The 20,163-nt window shown below is 56.8% G+C and carries 7 protein-coding genes, 1 tRNA gene and 1 pseudogene; 6 read left to right on the forward strand and 3 right to left on the reverse strand.

The genetic code is table 11. The features are described 5' to 3' along the window. Positions 1–50 precede the first annotated feature (50 nt). Complete coding sequence (locus IP81_RS19230) at positions 51–13,580, forward strand: Calx-beta domain-containing protein (protein ID WP_197274713.1); 13,530 nt, start codon at positions 51–53, stop codon at positions 13,578–13,580. Between the two features lie 51 nt (positions 13,581–13,631). Here the strand turns inward: IP81_RS19230 and IP81_RS21465 are convergent. Further along, positions 13,632–14,081, reverse strand: a pseudogene (locus tag IP81_RS21465) (IS5 family transposase); the annotation flags it as partial. After that, entirely contained in the window at positions 13,979–14,347 is a 369-nt protein-coding gene (locus IP81_RS21470) for a transposase (RefSeq protein WP_231627135.1), read from the reverse strand. The gene IP81_RS21470 and the pseudogene IP81_RS21465, both read right to left, overlap by 103 nt. Positions 14,348–14,601: 254 nt before the next feature. On the opposite strand from IP81_RS21470, the gene IP81_RS19240 reads away from it, so the two are divergent. After that, a complete protein-coding gene (locus IP81_RS19240) occupies positions 14,602–14,937 on the forward strand; it encodes a hypothetical protein (protein ID WP_054109622.1) in 336 nt (111 codons plus the stop codon). A gap of 405 nt (positions 14,938–15,342) precedes the next feature. Here IP81_RS19240 and IP81_RS19245 read toward each other — a convergent pair. Next, positions 15,343–15,419, reverse strand: a tRNA-Met gene (locus IP81_RS19245). 166 nt (positions 15,420–15,585) lie between these two features. On the opposite strand from IP81_RS19245, the gene IP81_RS19250 reads away from it, so the two are divergent. The 4 genes from IP81_RS19250 (at position 15,586) to IP81_RS19265 (ending at position 20,090) form a co-directional block, all read left to right on the forward strand. Next, positions 15,586–15,993 carry a hypothetical protein gene (locus IP81_RS19250; protein ID WP_054109623.1) on the forward strand — a complete coding sequence of 136 codons (408 nt, stop codon included), beginning with the start codon at positions 15,586–15,588 and terminating at the stop codon, positions 15,991–15,993. An 86-nt stretch (positions 15,994–16,079) separates the two neighbouring features. Next, positions 16,080–18,395, forward strand: a complete 2,316-nt coding sequence (locus IP81_RS19255) for a TonB-dependent receptor (protein ID WP_054109624.1) — start codon at positions 16,080–16,082, stop codon at positions 18,393–18,395. Next, positions 18,392–19,804, forward strand: a complete 1,413-nt coding sequence (locus IP81_RS19260; RefSeq protein ID WP_054109625.1) for a PepSY domain-containing protein — start codon at positions 18,392–18,394, stop codon at positions 19,802–19,804. The genes IP81_RS19255 and IP81_RS19260 overlap by 4 nt, the downstream gene beginning before the upstream one ends. An 82-nt stretch (positions 19,805–19,886) precedes the next feature. Continuing rightward, the gene (locus tag IP81_RS19265) at positions 19,887–20,090 is read left to right on the forward strand and encodes a hypothetical protein (RefSeq protein WP_054109627.1); all 204 of its coding nucleotides are present in this window, start codon (positions 19,887–19,889) and stop codon (positions 20,088–20,090) included. The last annotated feature ends 73 nt before the right edge of the window (positions 20,091–20,163 follow it).

The raw sequence follows: 20,163 nt of genomic DNA on the forward strand, positions 1-20,163 counted from the left end.
TGGCGACCGACGCGGCAGGCAACCAGTCGGAGCAAGCAGTCACGCTGAGCGTGAACGACATCGACGAGGCGCCCAGAATTCTGAGTGTCGAGCCAACCCGGTTCTCTGATGTCGCGGCCCCGTCGCAAGGGCAGACCGTGCCTTTGGAATTCACAGTATTCAGGTCTGGAGATGGGGACGATCTCTTGACAGCGACCGTAGATTGGGAGCTGCGCGGCCTGTCCGCAGCAGACTTCCCCGGCGGTTTGCTGCCGACTGGTACTGTCGAATTTGTCGGTGACAGCAATACCGCGTCCGTGATCGTGCAAGTGCCAGCAAGTGTTTCATTGGAAGCCTTGCGAGAGGCTGTACTTCGTTTGAACACCCCTTCGGCCGGCTATGCCATCGACCCTGACAACGCCCAAGCCATTGTGCGCATCATAGATGACGCCAACGTACTTGATGGTGGCCAGACTTTTAGGATCAGCGCCGACAAGTACACCACCTTGCTAGAGGGTGCAGCAGGCGAGAAGACGGTCATAACCTATACGGTGACCCGCATCGGCGGCACGTTCGGCGCGCTAGAAGTGGGTTATGCACTTGGGGCGTCAGGATCAGCCCTGGTGACAGCCGATGATTTTGCCAACCAGGACGGGACGCCCCTGTCGGCACTGCCCGCCGGGCGCATCACTTTTGCAGACGGCTCACCGACTGCCACATTCACGATCACAGTGCGCGGTGACGATGCAGTCGGACCTGACGAAGCCTTCGATATCACGCTAACCGATCTGCCCAATGGATCCCAGGTGATTGGCAAGACCAGCGGCGTTATTGTCAATGATGATGCTTATATCTCAGTAGTAGCCCAGGCGATTGCCAACGCTGGTAATGGTGATGTTACGCACTCTTTCATTGTTAAGCGCGCGGGTGCCCTAGGCGCAAATCAGACTGTGGCTTACACCATCACTGGCGTGGGCGAGCAAGCGACTGACCGGTTTAACAACGCTGGGCAAATAACCTTTGCGGAAGGGGAGGAAGAAAAGGTAATTTCCTTCACGACGCCTGCTGGCCAGGCAATCGCAGGTTATCAGACCTTCGCCATCCAGTTGCAGGACGCGGATGGCAATTTCACCTTGCTCAACGACCGGGCCACATCGAGCATTAACCCGAATTTGCAGGACGTGGAACTGTCTGCCAACGCAGACCGTGTCCTTGAAGGCACCAAAACCGAGTATAGTTTCAACGTGACCCGTTCTGGCGTGGTGGATGGACCGCTGACGATTGGATGGTCGGTGGAATCTGCATTGGAAAATGGTGTCTCGGCCGCCGATTTTGATGACGGTGTCTTGCCCAGCGGCGAAGTGACCTTTGCTGCCAATCAGGCCACTGCGACCATCACCTTCAGAACCAGACAGGATGCTATTCTGGAAGGCACGGAAGGCTTCCTGCTCAAACTTGTGTCTGAAAATCTTCCGGCGGGTATTCGCTTGATCACCCCGCAAATCGAAGGTTTCATTTCAGACGATGAAAGCGCGGTGGGTTTCCGTCAGGACACCGTTGCGCAGGCGGTGGAAGGGGATTCTGGCGCCACCAGTCTATCCCTGACTGTTTCGCGCATCGGTTTCTCCGGCAGCGCCGCCACGGTGGAATGGCGGGTCACACCTGAAACAGCATCCCTTGCGGACCTGGCCCCAGGCCAGGACTTGCTCGGCGACAACGGCGGCTACCCTAGCGGCGTCTTGACACTTCTGCCCGGACAGCTGTCGGCTGACATCACCGTCCGCATCGCCGGAGATGCGAGTTATGAGAGCGGGCTGAACGAAACATTTGCAGTGACGCTGTCCAATGCCTCGGCTGACACAAAGATCGTCGGGACCCAGGGTATTGATCTGCCGGGCTATTCCAATGTGAAGCAGGCGACCATCGTCAACGACGATGCGTTGATTGGCCTTGAAGCCTCACTGACGAATGTCGTTGAAGGCAACGGCGGCAGCGCACGATTTGTTGAAATCACTGTCACACGATCCGGCAGCACTGTCGGTGAAGATAGCGTGAAATGGTCGCTGTCGTCCATTCAAACCGGTGCGACCGGCGATAGTGCCGATCTTGGCATTGAAAACAGCGCGATCGGTGTTTTCAACAAAATCGACAATTCGTGGATTGATCTGGCAGATTTCAAAGGCTCGCAATCGGCCCAGGGAACGGTTCAGATCACCAAGAGCGGTTATATCATGGTGGCATACAACCGCGATGAACGTTTTAGAGATGCCGACGATGGAAACCCGATTTTCGACCAGTTCGTGCTGAAAAATCTCAGCATTTCTGGGGGCGCAATCCTGTCGGCGGTCGGGCCAGTGGCGGATAACGATTACATCGCATCAAATGTCGCGCTCAGCGGTTATGGGCAGTCGATTTTTGCTGACGCCAGTGGTGTGTTGTTGCCCGGTGTTGCGGGTGAGGGGCAGCACGTTGTCATCAGCTCTGCCAACAATCTTGCGGGGATGTATTTCCGCGTGAGTGGGCTGGACGTCAATGGTCAGCCTCTTACCGAAATCATCCAGGGATCGAACGGCGGCGCCAGTGCAACGGCGGCCCTCTTCACCAAGGTTGCTGCAGTTGAAACGCTGGCACCCCAGTTCGCAGTAGGGAAATTGGAGATCCCGACCGATAACGTCAATTATCAAGACTCAGCTTTTTTCAGCAATCTGCAGGTACCGTGGACCGCCGGCGATGCTGGCGGGATCCGCGCTACAACGGCAGACAGCTATGGCGTATCCGAAAGGGTCGCTGGCGCCGAGTTTACAGAGTTGGGCATTCCTGTGTTGAGGTCCGACGCAGACCTCAGCGATGCCACCTTTGTGATCAAGGGCGGCGTGTCGGTGGCCAATTTCAGCTCATTCTCTCCGGGTCAGGTTAATGTCAATTTTCAGAAAGGGAAAGGCGACTACGGGCAAGACGAATTGATGCGATTGGATGTTCCCCAATTTGTCCGTGGCGAACAAGTTTCTGGAATATTCCAAAGCATCGACGGGTCATCTGCACCCAACAGGTTCATGATTACCGGCCTTAATCAACAGGGCGAACAAATCAGTGAAATCATTGCAGTCCAAGACTTTGATGCTGACGCACTTGCCGCAGTGAACAGCTATGCGGGTGGAAACTTGCTCACGCAGTCCGTATCGCTTGAGGGCGGTGCGAGGCTCATGATCTCGACGAATGGACAGTTAACTCCAAACACCACTGTCATCCTGGACGAAGCGTTCATTTTACAGAACTTTGGAATGACGCTGAACCAGATCGATTCATTTTCTGTGTTCGACATCTATAGTGGTTCGGTCGAACGCTTCAATGGTACGACCTGGGAGAATGTGCAGTTGTATGGCGGCATTGACAAACTTGATTTCGCAGCGGGCAATATCCGGGCGCAAGGCAGTGAACTGCAAGGGGCGTCAATTAGACTTTCAGTCTACGATACCAATTATGTCCAGAAAATCCTCAAGGTTGAGCTCATTACCTCGACAGAGTTCACCATTTCCGGCCGCGATGCCCAGGGCAGAGCGATATCCGAGACTATCTCTGCCCCCGATTTCAATTTTCGAGTCGATCCTTGGGGAAGAGGCGGCGACAAAGCCACTGTTGCAACCAAAAAAGCGTTTGATTCCATCGACTCTGTTGTCGCAAGCAAGGCGTTTTCGGGGAATATTCAGATAGGGTTGAGCAACCCTGTCGAAACGACGAACGCATTCACCGCAATTTACAGCGTTGCGGCGGTTGATGCGCAGGGAAATTATATCGATCCCAACGGTGGAGGATTCTCTGGTAAGTTCGAATTCACGGTGCCCATTGAGGTGGCCGTGAAAGGGCCAAGCGCAGGTGTGGCCATTTCTCCGTATGTGATGAATTATATTCAATCCATCGAAATCCAACGCAATTTGCCGGCAGATATCAGTGTCAACATCGGATATCAGGCATCCGATCTGAACACGCCCATTCCCGGTTCGGATGGGTTTCTGGTCCTGCAGAGCGCTGATAACGCTTTGACCGCAGCGGCGAACAACAATTTCTTGTATAACACAAATTTCGAACCTGAGACTGGGAATATACGTCAAGACCGCGCGGCAAACATTGGATATGCAATATTCAAGGTGGATGCGCCGACGGCAACGATAGACAACCCGGTCACCATCTCATTCGATATTGCCCAGCTGGGGCGGTATGGCGTTGACGTGGGGCGCATTGGCTATGCGCCTGATGGGACATTTTCTACCAATGTGAATGATCTGATCACGGATGGACAAAATTTGCTGATCCCTGTCGTTGAAGCAACGGGGGCGGATACTGTCGTATCAAAGGGCGCGGTGGAATTGCCGGGCAGCGGCTATGTCTGGGTGCGGTATGCCAACCTGTCCGATGGTATTGAGGGACGCGATCAAGCCACCATCAATGGCCTTTATGTGGACCAGGGTGCAAAACTCACGATCGTTGGGCAAAAGGCATTTTCGGATGGAATTGCGAATTTCCAGTCCATCAGTGGAAACACCGATCTTACCCTGAACGGCGTATCGGTTTCGTATAAAATGCCTGACCACGCGCATCTTGAAGGGAGCGTGCTGGTCTACATCAGACAGCCGAATATCAAAGCTTTCGACGGTCTGGGTTTTGATTTTGTTGGCAAGACTGCTGCGGGCGAAACCATAGCTGTAAATATGCGCGTGGGTAGCTTTCAAGGTTCGGATAGGCCCAGCGACGGCATGGCCACGTTCCGGACCCTGGAATCGCTTGGAGTGACGGAACTTGAACGCCTCACCTGGGAGGAAGAGACGTCGAACAGCCAGTTGTGGGAGCCCATTTTCGGGATCGTCAAAGGCAGTTTGAACAATCTGGCAAACGACGTGCCGTTTGCGGCCAGCGGAAGAGACCTTTTCAACGTAGATTATGATCTTAACTTATTCCGGCCAGGTATCACCACCGACGTTTCTGGGCGACAGATCCCGATGGACCAGCTGCTGCCCGAGTTCGCGCGGTCCATTCTCTATGCGCAAGAGATCACGGCCCAGGGCCAGTCGCTGTCTGTTGCCGTGCAGAACACCAGCGCTGAAAGGATCACGCTGACGAGCACCCAGGATCTGTCCAGCCGTCAAATCACGGTTTCGGGCACGGGTGCTGACGGCAACCCGCTGGTCGAAGTGATTGATGGACCCAACGCCACCACGATTGCGACCATTGGAAAGTTTCTTGCCGTTACCGGGGTGTCCTTTGCGAGCGGCGACCAATCTGGCCAGTTGAGCATGGGCAGCGCGATGAGCTTTGTATCGCCCACGGCGCTTGCTGCACGTGCTTTTGACGGGATGCCCAATTCCGTCGTCACCGCACGGGGGCTGGACGCCAATGGAGAGGTGGTCAATGTCGAACTCCGCAGCGCGGAAACCGATGTGGCACATCCCCTGGGTGTGTTCAGCGAGCTTTGGAGCTTGACCAATAATGGTCTGGCAGCTGATTATTTAACCGTGATAGCGATAAACCCAGCGGAAAGCATATTGTCGCTGAACCAATATGGCTCGTCGGTCGTCAACCCGCTTTATGCCGATCAGCTGATCCAGAGGGGCGTAACTTTCTTCGGAGATTATGTCAGTCCCGGTAGTGCTGGGTTTTCCGATAGCAGTCCTTTGGTGTTCGTCTTCTCCCCGGAACTGGCTGGCCGCACGGTTGTTTTCTATGGCTCTTCACCGCAGCAGCCTGAGGGGCCGGCTTATTTCCAGTATGTGATCCCAGGAGATGGCCTCCTCGTAACGCCAATCTCCTTCGATTGGGCTTACTACTTCCATGTGTATGCGGGCAACCGCCCAGGACGAGTGTCGTTCGGGTTCGGGTCTCCGATCTCGGGCAATTCCGACCTCATCCTCAAGGCTGAAACTGATTTTGCAGGTGATCTGGTCCTCAACGGACGGGACAGCAATGGAATGCCTATCAGTCAATCCTTCGCCGACCTGGCGGCGAATGCCGAGGTGCGCGTTACCGGTTTCGCGGCCATCACAAACTATAACTATTTGGGGTCAGATGCTGCACCTGTATTGAACCTGACAGAAGTCCCGAAAGCTGGGTTCTTCCAATCAATCCCCTTGTCGGGCGAGGTGGACGATCGCGGCTATGTCGTGTTGGACGGCAGCCAGCACGTTGTCATCACGGCGAAGGGCGACGGGGCCGCCAAACAGATGATGAAGGTGACTGGCCTGGTCGACGGGGTGGTTGTTACCGAAACGCTGTTCGGCATTGCTGGTGACGGCAGATCAGCGATCACCAAGAACCAGTTCACGCATCTTCTCAAAGTGGAAGTGGGCGCCAGCGACTCCGGAAAAAATCAACTCTATTCAGTCGGCACCGTCAGCCCCATCATCGACGAGCAGACTGTGTCGCGGTATGGCGCCGACATGAAGCTGGGCGAAGCGGTTGCTGTCTTTGAAACCCCCAGCAAGGTTTCGATCACAAGCCCGGATGACCTTTCAACAACGTCCTTCCTGGTGACAGGGCGCGATGCTGCCGGCAACCAGATCAGCGAGACCATTGTTGGCCCCAACGCGTCGACCGTTTTGTCCACCAAGGCGTTCTCTCAGGTTGATGGCATCCAAAGCCTGGGCAGTGCCACCGGCCAGGTGAAGGTGGGATATATCACCCAGGCTGGCGGCATGGTTGATGGCTTTGCCGTGTCAGGCGGCGGCACGGAATTGAACCCCTTTATCGGACAATCGACGAACACGCTTGAGGCTGCCCTGGATTCGAAACAGAATATTCCGGGTGTGTATTCAGAGTCCGATATTCTCCTGTATGTCGATACGCGGGGAGCGACAGGGCCTGTAAAGTTGTATTACGATCTGGCCGTGCAGGGATCTGCAGGCTCAGGTGCAAACAACTCGGCTGATCGTCTGTATGTTGAGTTTTCTGCAACCGAAACGCCCTTGCTGTCCGGAGAAGTTGTCTTCGCAGACGGGCAATCCGTTACCAAAATTCTGGTGCCCATTGCGGGTGATGACCAGCGAGAGCCTGATGAGACGCTGAGACTCAGGCTTGATGCCCCGTCGACTGGTGCGACGCTGGATAATGCCCGGCGCACCGGAGACTTGGTGATCCTCAACGACGATGATTTGGTGACACTCGCTTCAGCCCCGCAATCGGGATCTGAAGGCAGCAATATTCAGGCAACTGAAACACTGAGATTTGTGGTCAGTCGCCTCGTTGCACTGGGGACGATCGAGGTGCCGTGGCATATTTCCGGTCTTTCGTCCGCTGCCAACCTTGTGGATGGGTCAGCGGAAGCAGATGATTTTGTCTCGACCTCCGGCGTAGTGACGTTTGAAGCTGGCTCCCTTACCGCGGTAATCGAAGTTCAACTCAACGCTGACCGGCTGTATGAGGGGAATGAATCGTTCCTGCTCGTCTTGTCTGAGCCGCCGGCGGGGAGTGGCTTCAGCCGCGGGCCTACAGCCTCCGTCGTTGGCACGATCCTTGAAGACGATGTCGGCTTGCGTATCGATGCCGCTGGTGCGGCAAGCGTGGAGACCGACGATCGTTCCACCCACACGTTCACCGTCTTCAGGGTGGGCGACGTGAGCCAGGCCTCGTCCCTTGTGTGGTCGGTTGCGCCGACTGCCACGGCAAGCAACACCGACGCGTTGCTGGTCGATTTTGGCGGTGCCTTTCCCCAGCAACAGACCCTTGAGTTCGCGGCAGGCGAGATCAGCAAGGATATCGTCGTCACGTCCTTCGGTGACAATGAGATGACGGGTGACCGCAACTTCACCCTCACTGTATCGAATGGTGTCGGTGACACGACGGACGTTCGGGCCGGCACGGCAACAGGCACCATTATCGAAGACGATCCGGTCAGCCTTACCCTGTCGCCAGACCAGGTTCGGCAGGTGGAGGCCTCCCTCCCGGTCGGGTTCAAGGAGTTTACCTACACGGTGTCTCGCGTCGACTCCTCTCGTGCGGCAGATTATGAGTGGTCGCTCCTGCTTGGTGATGATCCGCTCAACACAGTGGTGAGTGCCGCTGACTTTGAAACTGGTCAGGATGGTTTGGGAACAAACGCTGGCCTGCCATCTGGGCGGTTCACGTTTGCCGCAGGCGAATTGACCAAGTCTCTGACAATTCGGGTGCTCAGCGATGCCCTGATCGAGGGAGATGAGGCGTTCAAGTTGCACTTTGCCGGCGCCGATGCATCACAGGCTGCACCGCAAGGCATCACTGCCTACATCGTGAACGATGTTGTCGGATACGGCATCGACGTCTCTTATGCAGGCGTATTGCAGGGCGATTATTTCCTTGAGGGTAGCGATGGAACTCGCCTTCTCAAGGTGACGTTCTTCAGGGCTGGCGGGTCAAACACAGAAGAAACTCTGGCCTTTTCGATGTCCGGCGGTGCCAGTGCGCCCATGACTTTGGCAGACTTTGACGGTCTGAGCGCTTTTCCTGAAAACGAGCAAATCCAGTTCGCTATCGGCCAAAGCGCAGTTACGCGCACATATGTGGTTCGGGCCGACGAGGTTGTGGAGGATGCCGAGACTTTATCGATTGTGCTCAGTGGCACTGATGGCTCAACGCTTGCAAGCCGGGCTGTCACTCTTGGCAATGACGATTCCGTGGTCTCGCTTGAGGCACAGACCCAATCATTCACCGAGGGTACTGTCCTTTCGGACGTAGGTTTCACCACTCTGATGTATCGGGTGTACCGGACAGGGGTGCCAGATCAAATCTCCACGGTGCAGTGGCGAGTACTGCAGCAAGGCGGCATTGATGCAAAAGACTTTGTGATAGCAGGAGGGGAGCTTCCGTCGGGAACCGTTACCTTCTCCGCCGGGGACACTGCGCTATTCAAAGAATTTAGCATCAATGTCCGCAAAGATTTCGTCAACGAAGGCGTTTTTGAAGACCTGGTTGTGGAACTGCGCAACCCAAGCGCGGGAACCCTGCTTGGCACCGCCAGTGCGACAACGCGCATCCTGGATGACGATGACCCGGATGCGGGCGGTGCATTTGCCCCACTGGTTTGGTCGGTGAACGCATCGACCACTCGGCTGGTCGAGACCAATGGGGACATCCTCATCTCCTTCACTATCGAGAGGCCTACAAACTCAGACCCTCGTGCGGCGATCGTCGAATTCAGTGTTGACGGAGATTTTGCCGCTCTTGGTGGCTATTCAGCCGATGCCGCAGATTTCCTCTCTGGCTTCGGGCAGGATTTTGTTGAGTTCGACGACGGAGTGTTCACCAAGCAAATCAACATATCAATCAAGGGCGACACGCTTCCCGAAAACGACGAGACTTTTTTCGTCAGTCTTGGCGGCGTGACCAGAGGCGTGATCGATCAGGATCCCAACCGCAGCGCTTTGACCTTCACGATTGCCAACGACGACAGCAATTTCTCTGTCACTGCCGGCACCCCGGTTCTGGAAGGAGACGTGCTTGGGCAGGCTTTCGTAATCTCGCGAGACTTTGCAACGGATGCAAACCAGACAATTCACTGGTCGCTGATCGGCAGCGGGGTCAACGCGGCTTCGGCAAACGACTTTGCCGGTCCTTCGTCTGGCACGGTGACGTTTACTGGCACGGAACTTACCAAGACGATCTATGTGCCGTTTACAGATGATGTTGACCCCGAGCTTGATGAAACGTTCGACGTCACCATTGCGCTGGGTGAGGGGGCGCTGGATGACACGATTGTCAAAGCGACGGCTGTTGGCACCATTCTGGGCGACGACAGCGTGCTGTCCGTGGGCTTCGAGAGCGGCAAGGATCGCATTCGCGAAGGCAGCGGCACCGATGTTCAGTTTGTCGAGTTCCTCATTTCGCGGAACTTCGATACCGTTGGCCCAGCGAGTGTGAACTGGACCATCACCGGCGCTGCAGTAACAGCTGGGCTGCTGGTTGACACATCTGGTCAGGTTGCGTTCGCTGATGGTGAAAGCGTACAGAGAGTGAGGATTGCCGTTGCCCCAAATCAGGTGATTTCCGGGGACCAGCAATTTCAGGTTCAGCTGTCAAACCCGATCGGCTCTGGCCTGTTGCCTGGGGCTGGAGATGCGGCCAACGCCGTGATTGTCGACGATGATTCCACCCTTTCCATACGGGGCGATGCAAGGGTCATCGAGGGAGACTCCGGCTCTAAGGCGATGATCTTTGTTCTCGATCGCGTCGGCGGCGCCGAATATTCCAGCGCCGTTGGTTGGCGGGTAGTCCGAACCACAGTTGGTGTAGGAGATGCCAGCGAGGCTGATTTCAACGGTTCGCTATTGCCATTGGGAACGCTGACGTTGGCTGCTGGACAAAGTCAGATTCAACTCGCGATCCCGGGTATCGCTGGAGATCGCGACATTGAAGGCGACGAAACCTTCCGGCTCGAGCTTGTGCAGACTGCCTCGCCCGACCTTGGTCTCAGCATCGATCCCGCGCGGGCAGCAGCCCTGGGAACCATTCGTGACAATGATTCACAGGTCAATCTTGTCGATGTGAGCAGCGCGGTTCAGCCAGGTCTGGCTGCGGAGGGCGCGGTCCTTACATTCACCATTGACCGCACCGGATACTTGGGTGCCGTGAGTTTCATTGACTGGAACATTGCGTCTGCAGAGAGTTTCTCGAATGGCGTGGGCGATTTCGCCCAGTATTCAGGCACGGTAAAGTTCGGCCTCGGCGAAAGCCGCCGCACCTTTACAGTCAATGTCAATTTGGATGACCTGTCCGAGTTGGATGAACTGTTCCGAATAAGCCTGACAAGCGCGAGCAGCGGTACTGCGGTCGGGGTTTCAGAGAGCTTCTTCAAGGTGGTCAACGACGATGCGGACCGTATCACTTTGTCAGCAGCCTCGCCGTCGCAGGCGGAGGGCGATGGCAGCGGCTACACCTCGTATATCTTCACTTTGACCCGCGAGAATTCGCTCATCGACGGTGAAGTGGACTGGGTCGTTGCCGGTTCCGCGCCGTATCCGCTGGATATGGCCCGCTTGGATGGGCCCACGTCGGGTACAGCCGTGTTCGAAGCGGGGTCGCTGACAACCACAATCGAAGTCAAGGTGCTGCGCGACGACATCGGTGACTTCGACCGATCGTTCACATTGTCGGTCAGCAACGCGGTCACAACTGATCCTTCAGGCGTCGTCTTGGTCAATACCTCGGCGAGCGCGGTTGTGCAGAACGATGACCCTGCCATCGCGGTGGAACTTGCCTCTGAGTCGACCCCGGAAGGTTCAGGAACGAGCGCGGGACTGTTGACCTTCAGGATCGTACGCGTTGGAGACACCACGGGGACCGCGAGTGTGGATTGGCAGCTCGAAACGGACGGTCCCAACGGTGCCACCCTGTTCGATTTCGGCGGTTACTGGCCGGCCGGTACGGCCGTCTTCGCCGATGGTGAGAGTGTCAAGACGCTTCAGGTGGCAATTGCTCCTGATTCCAACTTTGAGCCGGATGAGGGCTTCAAAGTGGTTATCTCAAACCTGGTGACCGGTGACCCCAACGCGCGGATTATCGTCCAGAGCGCCTCGGGCGTAGTTGCCAACGATGACACGGGGGTATTTGTCAGCAGTGCAAGTTCGACCGTACTAGAAGGTGGCTCCGCGCAGTTCACAATTTCGGCCCAAGGCATGCCCAATACCGCAGTACGGGCATATTGGACATTGGAAGGGACAGGCGTTTCACCGGCGAATTCTAACGATTACGGGCTCATCACGGGCCAGCATGGATTCGACCCCATCCGCCAAGCCTATTATGTCGATTTGCTCACGGACAATTCCGGGAATGCCCAGCAGTCCATCACGGTTCAGACGGTGGACGACAAGGTGCTGGGTGCCGACGAGACCCTGCGCCTGCGCATCATAGAGGCGTCTGACGCTTCCGTGGTTGAAGGCAGGGCCATCATCACGATCCTGAATGACGACGCTTTGGTGGCCATCAGTCCAGCGATTTTGACGCAACGTGAGGGCCAGGACGGTGCGACCGTTTACACCTTCACCGTTGCCCGCACGGGGAATGTCTCGGAGGCTGCATCGGTCAATTACGTTGTCAGCGGATTTGGAGACAATCCCACGACGGAGGAGGACTTCTTGTCCGCCAGCTCTGGGGTGGTGACTTTCGCCCCTGGTGATGCTTCGGCAACGCTCGAATTGATAGTGAAGGGCGATACGACTTTCGAGAGTGATGAAAGCTTCATGGTCACCCTCAGCGCTCAGTCCGTATCGAGCAGTACACAAATCGATACGTCGGGCTCAAAGGCGATCGGGGTGATCCAGAATGACGATAACGCCAGCCTCGTCTTCAAGCCCATATCGGCCTCGGTCAACGAAGGCACGCTCGTGCAAAACTCCCTGAGTTACGAGATCGTTCGTAACGGTGACAATTCGCAGCCTTTGGTGGTTAGCTTCCTGATAACCGGGGTGTCTATCGACGAATTTGATACCAGCCAGATCGAACTTGTGGAGACACTGGGAGGCCTGAGTGGCACCGTCACTATCCCTGCCGGTGACACACGCATCGTTCTGAGGTTGCCGATAAAGCCTGATGCGATAGTGCAATCGGACAGCGCCTTCACGGTGTCGATCTCGGCCGCCGGCTTTTCCGCGCCGGCGCCTATCGACAGCACGATCATAGACGATGACGCGGGCATCACCCTCTTGCTGACTTCGGCACCCTCTGCCGAGGGAGAGCTGGCTGTATCGGGTGAATACGTCTTCACTGTCAGCCGCAGTGGCAGCAACCTTGCTGAAACCGACGTGATGTGGGCAGTCACCGAACTCGGCGACAGCGCCGCGAGTGGCGCCGATTTCTTCGGCGGCATTCTGCCCGCAGGTGTGGTGTCTTTCCAAAATGGGGAGACCGAGGCCACCATCACGATCAAACTCGCAGGCGATACCATCGTCGAGAACAACGAAATGTTCCGCTTGAGCTTGCTCGCTTCATCGGATCAGACCCAGCGTATTCTCGTGTCATCGCTTGACCTAACAATCGTGAATGACGACTTCGCGAGCAATGAAGCAGACGTCATCCAGACCGGTTTTGCGTCTGACCTGATCGATGCTGGCGCAGGTGACGACCGCATCGAAACTGGCGGTGGCGCAGACGTGGTTTATGCAGGACCGGGCAACGACATCGTCTTTGGTCAAGGCGGTGCGGATGCGATTTATGGGGGTGCCGGCGACGATGTGTTTTTGCTCAATGCAGATAACATCGCCCATTTCAATGGCGTACCGGGAGAGAGCACGACCTTCATTGATGGTGGGCTTGGCTTTGACACGATCGCGCTTGTTGGCAGCGGGATCGAGATCGACTTGGGGGCCATCGTGCAAGCAGGCCAAATTCTAGGCATCGAAAAGGTTGATATCTCAGGCGATGGAGCCAACACGTTGATACTCGCGCTTGATGCGCTGCAATCGACTGACAAGGACACAGACGGCATGCGGAGGTTGATCGTAGATGGTGATCAGGACGACACCGTTACCATTTCCGATCTTGAAAACTGGATCCAAGGTGAGGATTCCAACGGCTATGCTGTATGGACAGATCTGCAGGGTACAGCGCAGTTGTTGATTGATAGGTCGGTGGCTTTTCTAATATAGAATTCGCAAAAATGTTGTTGGGTCACAATATTTTTGGACCTGATAATAACTCTAGGCGGCGTGGACAAATTTCAGCCAGTATCTGGCTGATGCGATGTGTACCATTCCGAGGAAGGTTTCGGCGAGTTGGTCGTATCGGGTTGCGATGGCGCGATTGATTTTTAGGTGACCGAACATGCGCTCGATGCGGTTGCGCTGCTTGTATAGAACCCGGTCGTGTTCGATTGTTACGCAGCGGTTTGAACGCCCGGGAATGACAGCTTCGATTTGTCGCTCAGCCAGATCGGTGCGGATGGCGTCGGCATCATATCCCTTGTCCGCGAGCAGGGCATCGGGTGCACGTTCAGGTTGATCGATCAGCGCGTCATAGGCTTTGCAATCCGCTGCTTCACCGACTGTCAGGTGGAAGGCGATTGGCCGTCCGAGGGCGTCAGCCAGGCAGTGAAGTTTACTGGTGAACCCGCCCCGCAAGCGGCCAAGAGCTCGTCGATGAGTCCCCCTTTTCCGCCCGCTGCCGAAACGTGGGCGCGGACTGTGGTGCTGTCGATGCTATAGTGGCCTCTGTCTGTCATGACCTCGGCCAGCGTTACTGCCACACTTTCGCAGACCCCGGCTTCGCTCCAGCGTCGGAACCGCCGATAGATCGTGTTCCAGTCACCGTATTTGAATGGAACGTCTCGCCATGGCGCTCCGCATCGGAGCCGCCAGAGTGCCGTTGATGATCGAGCGGTTTTGCTCCGGACGCCTGCCTCGCCCCCGGTTCTCAGGCTCTATCGGCAGCAACCCCTTCAGGATGCGCCATTCCGCTTCGCTAAGATCGCCCCTGCTCAAGCCTGCCTCCAAAAAGCAGCCTTGAATCAATGACCGACCGAGACGTCAATGACGATCCGAAGCGCGATACAAAAATCGATGTTTTCCGTGCGATTTCGCGATAGATTGCGATGCATGAGAAAACTGAACCGACGAGATTGGCTCGCTTTATGGCATCAGTTACATTGGTCATCCGCGTCTCGAAAATCTGTTGGCAAAGAACAAAATAGAAGCCTTGGATTTCATGACGGGGAAACAGGAAGCTGAAGCATTCGAGAACGGCAAATATGTTGATCTACATCGTTCGACGCTTCGTAAGGTCGATGTCTTTTGCAATCTCATTCAGCGGACTTTTGATAAGTCCCTAAAAACCCATGCAACATGGAAAGAGGCTCACGGCCTCTCATGGAAAACCGCTCTTTATCTCGCAAAGAAGCATTGGATTTACACTACAGTTGTCGTCCTCGGCGGTATCGGCAGTGCCTTCTTCGGTCTGTTCCGTGGCTTCGGCGTTCTGTCATCCGTACTCATGAACAAGCCCGGTTGAGAGCAAATCTCGCAAACGCTGCCCATCAACCAACGCAATGCCCTCAGCTTCACAATTTTGCTTCGGAACGATTGGCATATGCCCAGCGGCTCAAAAACAGCCCATCGTCTTAAGCTTCTACGATTCAGTCGCCCTCAACCTATTAATCCTATGGAATGCCAGCCCACACAGCGTCCAAAACGCTGATCTGCTCCAAGTATCGCTTGGCCCAGCGCCTTCACGCTGTAGCCACTGTCAAAACGCAGATTTCCAACCAACAATGATCAGTCGTGTTTCACAACCATTCCGCAACCGGCGAAACACCGTGTATCCACCGTCTCAGGACAGCCAAAAACCGTGCGATAAACCGTGCTAATGGTTTTCACCGCCAGAATGAGGCGTAAAACACTGATTTTTTGTGAAAAATGGTAGCGGAGGAGGGACTCGAACCCCCGACACGCGGATTATGATTCCGCTGCTCTAACCAGCTGAGCTACTCCGCCCCTTGTGCAGACTGGTTAATCTCTGCAAGACGAAGGGCGCCTCTAACCGTGACCGGGGGGGCGGTCAACCGGGTTTGCAGGAATTTTTGCACCGGAGCCATTAACATCCAGATTTATCGCGAACAGCGGTGACAAGTGCCTGCCAAGGCGCTAAGCGCGCGCCGTTATGGAAGCATTGCGCCATATCCTGCTGGTCCGGAGACGGCTAGCCTTTGCGGTGATCGCGATCGCGCTCGCCATGAAGGCGCTCGTGCCCGCAGGGTTCATGGTCGATACGCGCAACCATGTGATCACGATCACGATTTGCGCCGATGCCAGCAGCGGGCACCTGATCTCCAAACAGATCGTTATCCCCGGAAAGCCTGCGCAAGGGCGTTCGGCCCAAGCCAAGAGCGGTGAGGCTTGCGCGTTCTCCGGCCTTGGCATGGCCGGGCTATCGGGTGCCGATCCGCTGCTTCTGGCGCTTGCGCTGGCGTTCATTCTCCTGCTCGGCTTTGCGGCAGTTGCGCCATGGCGCATCACCACTGCGCGCCGTATCCGGCCGCCTTTGCGCGCACCACCGGTTCCCGTCTGACAGCCGAACATCGGCCAGTTCAAGGCCACTGCTGACAGATCCGTCTGCGCCAATCCGCGCGGCGGCAATACCGGAACAAGAATCCCATGAAGACATCGTTTTTCGCGCTGGCCACAGCGCTCGTTTTTGCTGCGCCTGCTTTTGCTGAAGATACCGAATCTGCCGACGCTCCGGCCTCGATCCTTGTTGTGGGGCAACGTGATGCCCCTATCGAGATCGAACCGCGCGGCCTTGCGGTCAGCCTTGGTGAAGAACAGTTCGCCGGGATCAATGCATTCAACACCGAAGACCTGATGAAATATGCGCCCAACTTCTTTGTGCGCAAACGCTACTCGGGCGATAGCAATGGCGTGCCCGGCTTTCGCGGCACCCATTCCACGCAAAGTGCGCGCACGCTGGTGATGGTGGATGGATTCACCGTCTCCAACTTCCTCGGTAACAGCTTCGGCTTCAGCCCCAAGTGGGGCATCGTGGGTCCAGGTGAGGTCGAGCAGTTCGACATCGTCTATGGCCCTTATAGCTCACGCTATGTCGGCAATTCGATGGGCGGCATCATCAACATCACCACGCGTGACCCCAAGGAAACTGAGGCTTTCGCCACAGTACAGGGCATGGTCCAACCCTATGACCAGTTCTCCACACAAAACGATTACTGGGGCGGATCGGCCGAGGTCGGTTTGGGATTGAAGCAAAAGGACGGTCCGTGGTCTGTCCGGCTGACCGGGCGCTATTTCCGCAATACCGGCCATCCGATGAGCTTCCTTGGATTGACGCCTGTTAGCGGCGCTGGCGGTACAGTCGTAACCGGCGCGATTACCGATCCCGAACATGTCCGCGCAACCGCTGCGGGCACCGGCATCCCCGGCGCGCCCGGCAACGCAACCAATCCCTATTTTGCCGCACAATCGCCTGCAAAAATCACGCAGCAGCAGGCCAAGTTGAAAGTTGGCTATGATGATGGCAATCTGACCGGGCAGTTCCTCTTCGCGTTCTGGCACAATGAAGACAGCCAGACCGCACCCGATTGCTATCTTCGCGATGGTGCGGGCAACGTGGTGTGCGAAGGCCGCGTGCGGATTGGTGCGCAAAGCTACACCGCGTCTGGCGCAAACTTTTCCAAGACCCTGCGCGACGAATTCCTCGCCGGCCTGAAACTGGCAGCCCCGCTTGCCGACAACACGACTGCCCGCCTTGCGGTTTCAACGTACCAGATCGCCCGTTCCGACGGGTTCACCTCGAACGGCTATGTCACCGGCCAAACCAAGGGCGCTGGCGTTCTTGCAGAGCAGGGGCCAACCGGTTGGTGGACCGGCGATCTTGTGATCGAGAACAAGACGGACAAGCGCGAACTGGCCTTTGGTCTCACCGCCAACACCTATCGCACCGATCAGACGCGCTACAATCTTGCCAACTGGAGCAGCGCTGCGGGCAAGGCCTTCAGCACGCAAACCTTTGGCAAAACCCGCCAGCTTTCGGCCTGGGCTGAGGGGCGTGTGTTCCTTGATGCGCTGACGGTGAGTGCCGGTCTCCGCTACGATAACTGGCGGGCCTATGATGGTGGTTTGACCAGATTGGGCACCGGCGCTCTTGCCGGACAACAGGTGTCCAATGCTTACGCTTCGCGCACCGATGACTCAGTCGACCCCAGCCTGTCGTTTGAATATAGGCTTCCCGACGATACCACGCTGCAACTCAGCCTTGCGATGGCAACGCGTTATCCAACGGTGGGTGAATTGTTCCAGGGCAGCCTCAACGGCGATGGCACGTTCAACGTCAACAGCTTTGATCCGAACCTGAAGCCGGAAAAGAGCAAGGACGCCAATTTCCTGATTGGCCATGATTTCGGCTGGTTGAAGCTGACCGGATCGGCGTTTTACCAGCGCGTGCGCAACACGGTGTTCTCGTTCACCGGCTTCAACCAGAACGGCATTTCCACCAGCAACTTCAAGAACATTGATCTGACGCGGCAGTATGGCTTCGAACTGATTGCCGAAACGCGTGACTGGCCGGTGGAAGGCATGGACATCGATCTCAACGGTGCGCTGATCGATTCCAAAACGCTGCGCAATCGGTCCAATACACTGGCCGAGGGCGTGCAATTCCCCCGCATCCCGCGCTGGCGGGTCAACGGGAACGTGCGTTATGCGCTGACTGATGATGTGCAGGCATCGCTCGGTATGCGCTATGCCAGCCGCCCCAACACCGATCTTTTCGGCCTCCAGCGCGGCGATACCTTTGGTTTCACGTCCGAGCTTTTCGCGCTGGATGCGCGCATCAATTGGAGCGTCACCGATCAATTCCGCGTTTCGGCAGGCGTCGATAACATCACGAATGATCGGGCATGGGTGTTCCACCCCTATCCGCAACGCACATTCCTCGTTGAAGCAGGATGGAAGCTATGAGTGCCGCCACAGCCAACCGTGCGGGGCGCTATCGCACGATCTGGCGCTGGCATTTCTATGCCGCGCTGTTCGTCATGCCGATGATCGTCATCCTGTCGATCACCGGCGCGATCTATCTGTTCAAACCGCAAGTCGAAGCGTGGGAGGAGCGGGCCTATTCCGCTCTGCCCACCATCGGCGCGGTTTCGCCTGATGATCAGGTGGCAGCGGCACTGGGGAAATTCCCCGGTGCCAGCTTCCATTCCTATCGCCTGCCGCGTGCTGATGGCGAGGCCGTTATGATCCACGTCGGTCTGCCTGAAGAAAAAGGCATGCGCGATGTCTTCGTCTCCCCCCAAGGCGAAGTCGTCGGTGTGCTCAATCCCGAATGGCGGATCATGCAGGTGGTGCATGATATTCACGGCCAGTTGCTGCTTGGTCCGCGTGGAAGCTGGATCGTCGAATTGGCAGCCAGTTGGGCCATCGTGATGATCCTGACGGGTCTTTACATGTGGTGGCCACGGGGCAGGGGAGCGGCTGGCGTCGTCTGGCCGCGTCTGAACCTTGGCGCGCGCGCGGCGTGGCGCGATGCCCATGCCGTTACCGGCTTCTGGGTATCGGGCCTCGCGCTGGTCCTGCTGGTCAGCGGACTACCGTGGGCCGATGTCTGGGGCAGCGCGTTCAAGGCGGTCCGGGCCGAGATGGGCTGGCAAAAGGGCGCGCAGGATTGGACCATCGGCGGCAAGGCACCCGTCGAGGACGAACACGCCGAACACAATCACGCCGCAATGATGCAGGGCGGCAAGTCCGGTTCTCACGATATGGCCGGGCACGCAATTGCCGGGCACGATATGTCCGCCCATACAGGCCACGGCCCCGCAGGCGTATTCCTCACCGAAGTCGTCGCCAAGGCCAAAGGCGAGCATCTGGCGTTCCCTGTCGTGGTAACCCCTCCCGGTGCTCCCGGGCGCTTCGGCAAGAAAGCGGTGCCTGCATGGACCGTCCGATCTGACGCGCAGAACCGCCCTTTGCGCGTCACCATCACCTATGACGCACGGACAGGCCGCGAAACATCGCGCGAGACGTTTACCGACAAACACCCGATTGATCGCGTGGTCGGCTATGGTGTGGCATGGCACGAAGGGCAGCTCTTCGGCCTTGTGAACCAGTTGATCGGCGTGCTCACCGCGCTGATGCTGGTGGCGATGAGTGTCACCGGCTTCGTCCTGTGGCGGCGGCGCAAACCGGCGGCCACGCTGGGTGCGCCTTCCAAAATGCGCGAGGGCGGAGCGGGGAAGGGGGTATGGATCACGCTGTTACTGCTGGCCGCGTTCCTCCCCTTGCTGGCGCTTTCGCTTGTCGCGATAGTCTTGCTGGAATGGTTTGTGTTGCGGCGCATTTCGGGGTTGCGCGCTTGGTTGGGGCTTTGACAATAGCGGGGGCGCATTCACAGCGTCCTCGCACCACCGCAAATGGATGACACGCGCGGCCTGGTCTGCCAAAGCTTGGCCCATGCGCACAACATCTGATGAATCCACCGTACGGCTCTATTACCTCGGCGATGGCGACGATGGCGGCAGCGCTGAAACGCTTTGTTACGCGCCGCTCTCGCAAGCGCTGCAAATGGCCGCCGCCCAGCCTGAAGAAGTGCAAGCAGGCCTGTTCATTGCAACGGATAACGATGTGGTGGCATACCTCGATCTGATCGAGGGCTAGGGCACGACAAGCAAACCAGACCGTTCGTGTCGAGCGAAGTCGAGACACCGCGCACAAGTGTCTCGACTTCGCT

Source organism: Novosphingobium sp. AAP83 (genome assembly GCF_001295795.1).
GTDB lineage: Bacteria > Pseudomonadota > Alphaproteobacteria > Sphingomonadales > Sphingomonadaceae > Novosphingobium.